This window comes from Amycolatopsis umgeniensis, assembly GCF_014205155.1.
GTDB classification, from domain to species: Bacteria; Actinomycetota; Actinomycetes; order Mycobacteriales; family Pseudonocardiaceae; genus Amycolatopsis; species Amycolatopsis umgeniensis.
The window spans coordinates 2557852-2569253 of record NZ_JACHMX010000001.1 but is presented as its reverse complement, the minus strand read 5'-3'; the positions used below and the strand labels follow the sequence as shown (position 1 = coordinate 2569253).

Sequence of the window (11402 nt, the reverse complement as noted above, 5' to 3'; positions counted from 1 at the left end):
TGGCTGGGGGATGGGGAGGACGGTTTCGGCCGTGCCCGATACGCGGCCGTTGATGTTCCCGAACGTCGAGAACGTCGTTTCCGGCTATCTCCGAGGACGTCCCGAGCTGGTGGGGGTGCCTGTCGGTTCGCTGCCGCCACCGGGGTTCGACGGGACCCAGCGCGCCGTCGTGCTCACCCGGCTCGGTGGCCACTTCGCCGACGACGACCTGCTCGACCACGCCGAAGTACGGATCGATTCCTACGGACCGGACAAACCCGCCGCGCACGCGCTCGCTTGCGTCGTGCGCGGGGTGTTGCCGCTGATCACGAGTGTCGCGCTGGCGGATGACGTCGTCCTGCCCGACACGACCGAGATCCAGGGGCCGTGCTTCTCGCTCGACCGCAGGTTCACCGACGCCGGCCGGTACCTCATGAAGTACCGGTTCCTGCTCGTGATCAGACCAAGACCGGCCTGAGCGGCCGGAAAAAGCAGTGGGAGGGCTGTCATGCCAGGACTGAACGCCAGCGAGATCCGGGTGGCGGGTACCGGATCCCTTTTCGTGGCACCCGCGCACACCGCGGCTCCGGCCGATTTCACCAAGGACTGGGCGGCGCCGTGGGTGAACCTCGGTTACACCAGCTCGGACGGGGTCAAGTTCGTCAAGAAGGACAAACTCGATCCGGTCGACACCTGGCAGTCGGTGGCGGCGATCCGGTACGTGTTCAGTGATCGCGACTTCTCGGTGAAGTTCTCGCTGCTGCAGATCAACAGCGACACGATGACCTTCTTCTTCAGTTCCCCGGTGCCCGCCACCCCGAACGTCTACAACATCGACGCGGCGCCACGAGTGGACGAACGCGCGCTCGGGATCGAGTTCAGCGACGGCCCGACCGTGAAGCACCGCTTCTACATCCCGCGCGGAGTGGTCACCGAAACCGACGAGACCGCCGTGACCAGGACATCGGCGATCAAACTCGGGATCACCTTCACCGCGCTGACCCCGATCAAGGACAACAAGTTCGAACCGCTGGCGCAGTGGTCGATGAACACCGTCGCGCCGACCGCCGTCGCCGAGACCGAGCCCGAAGAACAGTCCGCGTAGAGAAAGCCAGGGGGAACACCGGAAATGGCGAAGTACAACGTCAACGCCGCACGCGCTCAACGGCTCGAGGCGCTGGGCGAGCGCTGGGAATTCGAACTCGACGGCGAGAGCTTCTCGCTGCCGACCGAGCTGCCGCGCGACTCCGTCGGCAGGCTCGCCGCGCTGGATCCGTCCGATTTGGACGGTCTGCTGCAGGTCCTGCTCGGCGACGAACAGTTCAAGCGGCTCGACGAGCACGCCGTTTCGGTGCAGGACGTCCAGGCCCTGCTGGAGGCGTACGGCCGTGACACCGGCATGTCGCTGGGGGAATCTTCGGCCTCGACGAGCTCCTGACAGAGCACGGCGAGGCCGTCGAAGCCGATCTGCTGCGGTTTTACCGGGTGGATCTACTCGACTACTACCGCGGACGGCTCTCCCCGCGGCGGCTGCGGGTGCTGATCCGCCATCTGCCGAGGGAGTCCGCGTTGGTGCGCGCGCTGCACGGCGACGTCGCCGACTGGGGTATCACCGAGCATCTGCTCGCCGGCGCCGTCGACGAGCTCGCCGTGGGCAACTGGCTGTTCGTGACGGCGAATTCCGACGAGAACGCCGACCGGCCCGAACGGCCGCGACCGGTGCCGAGACCCGGAGTCGAAGAGGAGGAAGAGGTCGTGGCGACCACGCCTGAGCAACTCGCCGCCTTCTTCGGCGCGCCGTCACCGGGAGGCGGCCGGTGACCGCGCCGACGTCCGCCATCACCGAAGCGGCCAAGGCCCAGGTCGACGCCCTGGTCACCGGGATCCGCGAGTCGGTCACCAACGCCGTTTCGGAGGCCGCGAACAAGATCACGCAGGATTTCGCCGAGCACGTCAACAAAGAGCTCACCGAGATGACGGCGAAGTTCAAGGAAAGTCATCCGGCGGTCACCGCCGCCGTCACCGACGTCGTGGGTTACGCCGACGCGATCAACACGGCGGCGACGGCGATTCAGGGCACCGTCACGCAAGTGCAGGACGCGGCCGCGGCGATGAACCGGTTGCCCGGTGCGCTCCGGGACTTCCGTACGGGACTGAGGGAAAGCGCCAAAGAGCTGTCCGCCTTCGGGCGGGACCTCCAGAACATGGTGAAGGGAGCACCCGGCGCGATCCGGGACCTGGGCGCGGCCTTGAAGGCGCAACTGACCCAGGGGCTGGTCGCGGCCCGTCAAGCCGCGATGAACGCGAGTGCCGCCGTCGGCCGGTTCGTGGTCAACGCCAGGAACATGGCGGTCGCGGCCGCGACGGGGGCGCGGAACCTCGTCCTCCTCGCCGCCGGCCATACCAAGGCGGCCGTGCAAGCCGCCCTTTCGACCGCACGGACGATGGCGGCGACCATCGCGCAGCGCGCCCACACCCTCGCGACCAGGCTGGGTACCGCCGCCCAGCGCGCGTTCGCCGTGGCCACCAGACTCGCGAGCGGGCCGATCGGGATCGTCATCGCCGTGATCGCGCTGCTCGTCGCGGGACTCATCCTCGCCTACAAACGCAGCACGGCCTTCCGGACCATCGTCGATTCGGCCTTCACCGCGGTGAAGAAGGTCGTGGTCGACGCCGTGAACGTGATCCGCCGCGTCATCGCCGTGGTCTGGCCGTATGTCGCCAAGGTCATCCAGGCGGCGGTGACGGTGATCCGGACCTACGTGACCACCTACTTCACCGTCGTCCAAAAGGTGATCACCACGGTCTTCACCGTGGTGAAGGCCATCGTCACCGGTGGGATCAAGACCGTCGTCGCGACGATCAAGGGCGTCGGTCAGGTGGTTGGCATCGTCCGGAAGGCGTTCGACCAGGCCAAATCCGCGGTGAGCACGGCGATCTCCGGCGTGATCGGCTTCGTCAAGTCTCTGCCCGGCAAGGTGGTCGGCGCACTCGGCGATCTGGGCCGGACGCTCTACGACTCCGGCAGGTCGTTGATCGAAGGGCTCATCAACGGGATCCGTGACATGGCCGGGAACCTCGTTTCGACGATCAAGAACTCCGTGGTGGACAAGATCTCGGGCCCGCTCAAGGACGCGCTCAAGATCTTCTCGCCGTCACAAGTGATGGCCGGATTCGGGCGCAACATCGGTGAGGGGCTCGCCGTCGGCATCGACAAGACGGGCGACCTGGTGGCCGCCGCGATGACGAAGCTGGTGCCGCTTCCCAAGTCCGTGACCGTCCGGCCCGCGATGGCGAACCTCTCCGCCGCGACCGCCGCGCGCGTGACCGGCCCGCTCGGCCGCGTCCGCGCCAGGGTGGAAGCGGCGAGGGCGGCGGTCACCGTGAACGTCCATCCCCGCGCGGGTCAGTCGGAGTACGAAATCGGCCGCGTGGCCGCGAGGGAGGTGGCATGGGCGGCGAAGCGGTGATCGAGAGCGTGCTCGCCTTGCCGACGTACACAGTGGACGGTTGGGCGGGCAACACCGTCGACGGTGCGGGTGTCGAGTGGTGGGTGACCAAAGAGGACGGCTGGTCCGGCGGACCGGGCATCCGGCTGGACCTCTCCGATCGACCGCAACGGGACGGCAGTTTCGACGCTCCCTCGTTCCGGACCGCGAGAGTGATCACCTTGGAGGGGACCGCGATCGCGCCGGATCCGGACACCCGTGAAGACGCGAAGAACCGCATCGTCGCCGTGCTGGCGGACGGAGCGACCTTGGGGTCGCTCGTGGTCGCCGAACGGACGATGACCCGACGGGCGTCGGTCCGGCTCGCGGCCGGCGTCAAGATCGCCGACACGACTCCGGTCAGTTTCGACTGGTCGATCCAGCTCACCGCGCCGGATCCGCTGCGGTACGGCGAGGAGCAACAGCTCACCTGCGGGCTTCCCCGGCCGGGCGCCGGGATCGAGTTCCCGCTCTCGTTCCCGTTGGAGTTCGGTGAACCGGGTGGCGGACGGTTGTCCCTTCTGAACCGCGGGACAACGCCAGCGTGGCCACAGTGGACGATCCACGGTCCGTGCGTGCGACCGGTGATCCGCAACGACTCGGCAGATGGACGGCAGCTGGCCTTCTCCCTGAGCCTTTCGGCGGGAGACGAACTGAAGATCGACACCGCCGCGCGGACGGTCACCCTGGGGCAGATGTCGCGCCGGGCGGGATTGCTACCGGGGTCTCGCTGGTTCGGGCTCCCGCCGGGCACCACGAACATCACTTTCGACGCGTTCGACGACAGCACGCCGGCCTGGCTCTCGGTGAGCTGGCGCGACGCCTGGGTCTGAGGGGAGTCTGAGATGGCAGAGCGGAAGCCGGGTTGGGTGAACGGGGTCGACGCCCGCGATGCCCGGCTCGTCACCGGAACGTCCTTCCAAGCGGAGACCGGAGGCGATTCGCTCGATCCGTTGCGCGTGAGGCAGGGAATCCGGTGGACGGCGGGCGACCCGGGAAAGGTGGTCCTGGACGCGGGCAAGCTCAAGATCACTCCGTTCCAGGCTTTGTTGAGCAACAAGAACAATCCCGCTGATGGCCCCTATTCGGTGAGTCTGGACGCGGTCAAGGAACTGCCCCTCGGGGCCGCGCATCCCACCTTGCAGAGGATCGACCTGGTGGTGGCGGAGATCATCGGCAACGAGTTCGTGGTGAACCTTTACGCGGGGGAGAGCAAGGACCCGCCGAGCAGACCGCCGACGAACAACACCGCCTCGGCCATCATGGAACTCGCCGAGATCCGGGTCCGCAAGGTCGGTGAACAGCCGGAATTCACCGATCGGCGGAGATTCACCGCCGCGACGGGCGGGATCCTGCCGCTGACGCGGGCACTGGAAGCGCCCAGTTCCGCACAGGCGTATCCGGGACAGTTCGCTTATCGCCTGGACTCCGGTGAGCTGCAGGTGTTCCAGGGAGGCGCTTGGAAGCGATTCGCCCAGCCGAGGGACCGGGACCGGTGGAAACCCCTGAGCCCGGCAAACGGATGGCAGGTCTACAACAGCCAGCGGTACCACGGCCCTGAGATGCTGGTGGACGACCAAGGCTTCGTCCAGTTGCGCGGCCTGATCAAGGGCTCGGGTGCCAAAGATGTGACCCCCACCCCCATCGGCACCACGGCAAGCCTGGCGTTGGAGCTGTCCTCCTGGCCGACCAAAGAGATGATCGTCCCGATCCTCATCGATGGCGCTCCGCACCGTGCCAACATCTTGCCCAACGGTCAGTTCTGGATCCCCAGACCGGCGGGCGGTTACCCGACCTGGGTGTCGCTCGACGGCCTGTCGTTCCCGGCTTTCTAGGCGCCGGGCGTGGGTGCGAGCTACGTCTACCTGATCGCCGACGTCCGGACCGGGGCGATCCTCGACGAACTTCCGCTGTCCGGTGTTTCCTTCGACAAGAAGCTCAATGACAGCGGCGGCTTTCGCGGCAGGCTGCGGGTGGACGACCCGGAGATCCGGATGCGCGAGCCGCGGCTCTTGACCGAGCCGGGCCGGACCGCGCTGTACGTGGAACGGAACGGCGATCTGTTGTGGGGCGGTGTGCTCTGGACCAGCCGCTACAGTGCGGCGAACGGTGTCCTGGAGCTGGGCGCCTCGGACTTCCTGTCGTACTTCGATCACCGGTTCATGCTCGACCCCGCGGATCTGGCCGCGCCGTTCACCTGCAGCGGGGATCAGCTCGAGGTCGCCGCCCGCGTGATCGCGCTGGCCCAAGCGCATGCGGACGGCGATCTCGGCGTGGTGATCACCGGACCGGCGACTTCCGGAGTGACGCGCTCGATCTCTTACGCGCCTGCGGAATGCAAGGCCGTCGGCGAAGTGTTGAGGGACCTCTCCGGGGCCGAGGGCGGTTTCGACTTCGCTTTCGACGTCCAGTACGACGAGAACGGGACTCCGCGCCGTTCGCTGCGCCTCGGTCATCCTCGTCTTGGCCTCGCCGCGGACGCCAACGTCTGGGAGTACGGCGCGAACCTGATCGACTTCGGCTGGCCGAGTGACGCGGCGAGCATGGCGACGCGCATGTTGGGCACGTCCAGCGGGCAGACGGGGGCGCCGGTGATCCGCGCCGATCCGAGCGCGCACGCGGCCGGGTGGCCGTTGCTGGAGGCGGCGGCGCCGCAACTGGACACCGCCGACCCGGCCCTGCTCGCGGCGCACGTCGCCGGGGAACTCGCCGTCCGGCGTCGGCCGGTGGTGCTGCCGGAGCTGACCGTGCGTGCCGATCTGGACCCGATCGTCGGCTCGTACTCGGTCGGCGACGACGCGCGGGTGCTCATCGACGACCCGTTCTTCGCCGGGGACCTGCTCGACGTCACCGTGCGGATCCTCGGCTTCTCGGTCACTCCCGGCGACGACGCCGGGCAGGAGGAGGTCGTGCTGACCGTGGCACCGATACTGGGGACCGGATGAGCGCGTTCCATTCCTGCGCGGAGGCGGCATGAGCAAGGTCTACCAACCCGACACGCTGGTGTCGGAGCTGCGCGAGATCCAGCGGCGACTGCGGCTGCTGGAGGCGGGCGCGCCCAGGGTCGCGATGGCGATGTCGGCCCCGGCGCCGGTTTCGGCGGGGTTCGCGCTCGGTGAGCCGTTCGCGCCCGCCCGGCCCGGCGATTGGCCGGGGACCGAATCGGCGGAGTGGGAGCCGCTGCTGCGGGCGTTCGTCACGTCGGGCGAGGTGCGGCTGATCATCGAGACCGTCGCGGGCGCGGGGACGACCGGGAGGGTGCGGCTGCTGGTCGACGGCGATTCGCTGGCCACCGAGCTGGGGGCCGGCGAGGACGTGTCCCGCGAGGTCGTCGAGCTGGACGTCGAGGGTGAGCTGACCGAGATCGTGCTGGAGGGGCTGCGGCAGTCGGGGACCGGCTCGGTCCGGGTCGCGGCGTTCGTGCTCCCGCTGTCCTGAATCGGACAGGGTTTGACGGACCTCTTGACCAGATGGTCCGTCCTTGTCGAAAGTGGGCAGGCAGCGACAACGTTGTCAGGAGGCGGCCTTCCCCATGCCCGCAAGCACTTCGACCCGCGTCGCCGGGTTGCTCACCGCACTCGTCGTCCCCGCCGGGCTTCTCACGCCCGTCGCGGCGGCGGCACCCGGTGGCGACCCCGTGGACGCGGTCAACACCTTCATCGGCACCAAGGACGACGGCAACACCTTCCCCGGTGCGTCGGCGCCTTTCGGGATGACGCAGGTCAGCCCCATCTCGTCGCATTACGCCGGTTACCGCTACGACGACACCGCGATCCGCGGCTTCGGGCATTTCTTCCTGTCCGGCGCGGGCTGCTGGGAGCAGGGTGGCCTCGTGTCGTCCCTGCCCACCACGGGCGCCGTCGGGCCCGGCGCGGCGTTCGACACCGCCAAACCCGAGACGTTCGATCACAAGAAGTACGCCTCGCCGTATACGCACGAGGGCGAAATCGGGAAGCCCGGCTATTACAAGGTGCGGCTCACCGGCTACGGCGGCGTCGACGCGGAGGCCACCGCGACCACGCGGACCGGTGTCGAGCGGTACACCTTCGCGAAATCGGGCGACGCGAACGTTTTCGTCAACGTCGGGCAGGCCAACGACAAGGAACCCGTGACGGCGAGCCAGATCCGCGTCGTCGGGGACCGGACGGTCGAAGGAATGGTGGAGTCGCAGGCGTTCTGCGGCGGGAAGCCGTACAAGACCTGGTTCACCACGACGTTCGACAAGCCGTTCAAATCCTTCGGCACTTGGTCGCCGACAGGTGGCACGCCGGGTTCGAAGGAGTCGGTCGGTGGCGAGGGCCTGCGCGGCGCCTGGCTGACCTTCGGCGGCGGGCAGGTAACCGCGACGACCGCGATCTCCCACGTGGACGCTTTCGGCGCCAAGCTGAACCTGGCGTCCGACAAGGGCCGTTCCTTCGACGCCGTCCGTGACGGAGCCCAGCGCGCCTGGCGCAAGGAACTGTCCTCAGTGGACATCAAGGGCGGGGCGAAGGACGACCGCACGGTGTTCTACACCTCGCTCTACCACGCGCTGCTGCAGCCGCTGACCGGAAACGACGCGGACGGCCGCTATCGCGGGTTCGACGACAAGATCCACCGCGCGCTCGGGTGGACGTACTACGAGTTCTTCTCTTTGTGGGACACCTATCGCACGCAGAACCAGCTGCTCGCGCTGTTGCGGCCGGCGCGGGCGAAGGACGTCGCGAAATCCGTGCTCGCCATCCACGACCAGGGCGGCTGGCTGCCGCGCTGGGCGTACGCGAACCAGGAGACGAACACGATGACCGGCGATCCGGTCACCCCGTTCCTGGTCGACCTGTGGCGCTTCGGCGCGCTGTCCGGACAGGAGTTCAAGGCGTACCAGGCACTTCTGCGGAACTCGCGCGAGATCCCACCCGCGTCCTCGCCGTTCCAGGGCCGCTCGGGGAACGCGAGCTACCAGAAGGACGGGTTCGTCCAGTACGACAAGGACTTCCCGAAGAAGGGGCAGGACACCGACCCGGACCACGGCGCTTCGGCCACCTTGGAGTACGCGCTCGCGGACTGCTCGTTGTCCATCATGGCCGCCGGTCTCGGCAAGAAGGACGACGCGAAGGCCTTGGCGGACAAGGGACGTAGCTATCGCACGCTGTGGGACTCGTCGGTGACCGACCGCGGCTTCACCGGTTTCTACCGGCCGAAGCTCGAAGGCGGGGAGTGGTTCAGCCCGGCGGGCAAGCCTTTCAACCCACAGAGCCAGGACGGGTTCCACGAGGGCACGTCGTGGCAGTACCAATGGCTGACCCAGCAGGACGTGCCCGGCCTCGTCGACCGTATGGGCGGCAAGGAGAACGTCGGCAAGCGGCTCGACGACTTCTTCGCCTACGGGGATCTGGTCAAGGATCCGGCGAAGACCGTGCGCGAGGAATGGGTCGTCGGCCCGTACAACTACTACAACCAGTTCCGCTACAACCCGAACAACGAGCCGGATCTGCACTCGCCCTGGATGTACACGCTGACCGGGCAGCCGTGGAAGACCTCGGCCGTCGTCCGGGCGGCACACACGTTGTTCACCAACGCGCCCAATGGCGTCACCGGCAACGACGACCTCGGGACCATGTCCGCGTGGTACGTCTTCAGCGCGCTGGGGCTGTACCCGGCGGTGCCGGGCACCGGGCAGTTCGTGCTCAACGCGCCGCGGTTCGAGAAGTCCGTGGTGCATCTGGAGAACGGCCGCGACATCACGATCAAGGCCGACGGCGCCGACGCGTCGAAACTCCAGTACGTCCAAGGACTGGGATCGGGCTCGCAGCGGGCTTACGTCGGGCTGGAACAGCTGGCGCGAGGGACCACTTTGGACTTCCGGCTCACGGACGACGCCGCCAAGGCCACGTGGGCGACCGGTCCCGAAGGGGCGCCGAAATCGCCCTGCGCCGGGTGATCCGAGTGGTTTAGACCGGTTCGTACCGGGGGTCGTGAGGAGCATCACGGCCCCCGGTGTTCCGGTGAGGGCCGTCACGCCTCACACTGGTATTACCACGTCCGACAGCGCTGTTGACGTTCTTGGCGAGTCCGCCTTGGACAGTGCTCGTCGGACGTAGTCATGTGCACACACGTAGTGGTGAGACCCCACAGGAGGAGAAAGTGTCCAGCAAGGCCGCTCTAGTATTCCGCGTGGCCGCGGTAGCCGAAGCCCTCTCCTGGGCCGGGCTGCTGGTCGGGATGTTCCTCAAGTACGCCGTCAAGCTCGGCGAGGGCGGCGTCCCCGTCCTCGGCATGGTGCACGGCGTCGTCTTCGTCCTCTACGTGCTGGTCTCCCTGTCCGTGGCGAAGCCGCTCGGCTGGCGCCCGAAGACCCTGATCCTCGCGCTGCTCTCCAGCATCCCGCCGCTGTTCACCTGGCTGTTCGAGTCCTGGGCGCTGCGCAACGGCAAGCTGGACGGCCCGCAGCGGCTGTCGCACGGCGGTGTCGGCCTGTTCGACCGGACCCCGGAACCCGCCGCCGCCTGATCTGCTTTAAGCGCGTGAAGGCCCCCTTCCTCTGCTGGTCACTTAAAACCGTGGCCGAGGGAAGGGGGCCTTCACGCGCTTCCGGGGTTATTCGGTGAAGTCGCCGGTGGCCTTGCGGACCTTGGTGAGGAGGTCGGTCAGCTGCTCGGTCTGCTTACCGGTGAGCCCGGTCAGCCCGAAGTCGATTTCGGTGACGGCCTTGGTGGCCTCTTCGCGGCGTGCGCGGCCTTCGCCGGTGATCTCGACCAGGGTGGTCCGGCGGTCGGTCGGATGCGGTACGCGTTTGACCAGCCCGTCCTTCTCGAGTCTGTCGACGATGTTGGTGACACTCGTCGGATGCAGCTGCAGGCGCTCGCCCATCACCCGCATCGGCAGGTGGGAGGCGCGGGCGAAGGTCAGCAGGACCAGCGCCTCGTACCGGGCGAAGGTCAGCCCGTGTGGTTTGAGCGCGCCATCCACCGCGGACTGGATGATCTGCTGCACGCGCATGATCCCGGTCACCGCGGCCATGGTTTCGGACGGCCCGATACGGGCCTCCCACAGCTGCGCCGCGCGGGCGATCGGGTCGAACGGCAACGGACGGCTCATGGCGATCGAAGTTACCAGCGGGTACCCGTGCCATGCCGCACGACCGGGTGTTATGCGTGGGAAAAGTGTCTGAACGAGGAGCAGAAGATGATCGTGGCCTTCAGTGTCAGCCCGTCCGCGGCCGAGGAAGACGGCGGTGTCAGCGAAGCCGTCGCCCGCGCGGTGAAAGTCGTGCGGGAGTCCGGCCTGCCGAATTCGACCAACGCGATGTTCACCAACATCGAAGGTGAGAGCTGGGATCAGGTCATGGACGTGGTCAAACGGGCCGTCGAGGCCGCGGGCGAGGGTTCGACGCGGGTCGGGCTGGTGCTCAAGGCCGACATCCGGCCTGGTTACGAAGGTCAGCTGACCGCCAAGGTGGAGCGCGTCGAGAAGCACCTCAGCGAGTGAGTCAGGGGAGCGGCGGCGTGAAGGAGACCAGCCACAGCTTGTCCTTGACCGCGACGGCGACCGGGTAACCGAACGCGCTGCCGTCGCCCAGTTTCCCGCTGACGGTCGCCGAAGTCGGCGAAAGATCGTCCGGGGCGAACTTCACCGTGACGTCGTGGACACCGCGGCCGGTCAGCGTGTCGATATAGGACTTCGCGAAGTCGCCCGCCGACGCGGGCGGGTAGTCGATGAGCTCGGAGAGGGCCTCGACGTCGTGCTCGTTGAGCGCGGCGGTGAGGTCCTCTCGAAGCTTTCCCGGACTGTCGACGCCGGGATCGGGCTGATGGGCGATCAGCACCGTGATGACGCTCACCCAAGTGACGGCGATGGCTATCGCGACGGCCACCGTGGCCGTCCTGCGTGTCGGAATGTCGATCACCCCCTGGCAGCGAGCCTGCCCGACGGGGACCGTCCTGCCAAGCGGGCAGC

14 protein-coding genes are annotated in these 11402 nt (G+C 67.7%); 12 read left to right on the top strand and 2 right to left on the bottom strand.

The window, feature by feature from the left end:
- The first annotated feature begins 31 nt into the window (after positions 1-31).
- From HDA45_RS11585 to HDA45_RS11535, 11 genes are all read left to right on the top strand, one after another.
- Positions 32-457 (top strand): hypothetical protein, encoded by a 426-nt coding sequence (locus HDA45_RS11585; protein WP_184894555.1) that lies wholly within the window; start codon positions 32-34, stop codon positions 455-457.
- Positions 458-487: 30 nt separating this feature from the next.
- Positions 488-1084: a phage tail tube protein gene (locus tag HDA45_RS11580; RefSeq protein WP_184894553.1), complete on the top strand. Its 597-nt coding sequence runs from the start codon at positions 488-490 to the stop codon at positions 1082-1084.
- A gap of 24 nt (positions 1085-1108) precedes the next feature.
- The gene (locus tag HDA45_RS11575; RefSeq protein ID WP_184894551.1) at positions 1109-1417 is read left to right on the top strand and encodes a hypothetical protein; all 309 of its coding nucleotides are present in this window, start codon (positions 1109-1111) and stop codon (positions 1415-1417) included.
- A gap of 47 nt (positions 1418-1464) precedes the next feature.
- Complete coding sequence (locus tag HDA45_RS11570; RefSeq protein ID WP_184894549.1) at positions 1465-1800, top strand: hypothetical protein; 336 nt, start codon at positions 1465-1467, stop codon at positions 1798-1800.
- On the top strand, positions 1797-3449 hold the full coding sequence (locus tag HDA45_RS11565; protein ID WP_184894547.1) for a phage tail protein: 1653 nt from the start codon (positions 1797-1799) through the stop codon (positions 3447-3449). Before HDA45_RS11570 ends, HDA45_RS11565 begins: the two co-directional genes overlap by 4 nt.
- On the top strand, positions 3431-4300 hold the full coding sequence (locus tag HDA45_RS11560; RefSeq protein ID WP_184894545.1) for a phage distal tail protein: 870 nt from the start codon (positions 3431-3433) through the stop codon (positions 4298-4300). The genes HDA45_RS11565 and HDA45_RS11560 overlap by 19 nt, the downstream gene beginning before the upstream one ends.
- Positions 4301-4312: 12 nt before the next feature.
- A complete protein-coding gene (locus HDA45_RS11555; RefSeq protein ID WP_184894543.1) occupies positions 4313-5302 on the top strand; it encodes a hypothetical protein in 990 nt (329 codons plus the stop codon).
- Positions 5303-5311: 9 nt separating this feature from the next.
- Positions 5312-6412 (top strand): hypothetical protein, encoded by a 1101-nt coding sequence (locus tag HDA45_RS11550; protein ID WP_184894541.1) that lies wholly within the window; start codon positions 5312-5314, stop codon positions 6410-6412.
- Between the two features lie 28 nt (positions 6413-6440).
- Positions 6441-6905, top strand: coding sequence for a hypothetical protein (locus HDA45_RS11545; RefSeq protein ID WP_184894539.1), 465 nt, complete (start codon positions 6441-6443; stop codon positions 6903-6905).
- Between the two features lie 94 nt (positions 6906-6999).
- A complete protein-coding gene (locus HDA45_RS11540; RefSeq protein ID WP_184894537.1) occupies positions 7000-9387 on the top strand; it encodes a GH92 family glycosyl hydrolase in 2388 nt (795 codons plus the stop codon).
- 203 nt (positions 9388-9590) lie between these two features.
- Positions 9591-9956 (top strand): DUF3817 domain-containing protein, encoded by a 366-nt coding sequence (locus tag HDA45_RS11535; protein ID WP_184894535.1) that lies wholly within the window; start codon positions 9591-9593, stop codon positions 9954-9956.
- A gap of 87 nt (positions 9957-10043) precedes the next feature.
- Here HDA45_RS11535 and HDA45_RS11530 read toward each other — a convergent pair whose 3' ends face one another.
- The gene (locus tag HDA45_RS11530) at positions 10044-10544 is read right to left on the bottom strand and encodes a MarR family winged helix-turn-helix transcriptional regulator (protein ID WP_184894533.1); all 501 of its coding nucleotides are present in this window, start codon (positions 10542-10544) and stop codon (positions 10044-10046) included.
- A gap of 87 nt (positions 10545-10631) precedes the next feature.
- Between HDA45_RS11530 and HDA45_RS11525 the strand changes: the two genes are divergently transcribed.
- Complete coding sequence (locus HDA45_RS11525) at positions 10632-10934, top strand: thiamine-binding protein (protein WP_184894531.1); 303 nt, start codon at positions 10632-10634, stop codon at positions 10932-10934.
- Position 10935: 1 nt separating this feature from the next.
- Here HDA45_RS11525 and HDA45_RS11520 read toward each other — a convergent pair whose 3' ends face one another.
- Positions 10936-11352 carry a hypothetical protein gene (locus HDA45_RS11520; protein ID WP_184894529.1) on the bottom strand — a complete coding sequence of 139 codons (417 nt, stop codon included), beginning with the start codon at positions 11350-11352 and terminating at the stop codon, positions 10936-10938.
- Between the last annotated feature and the right edge of the window lie 50 nt (positions 11353-11402).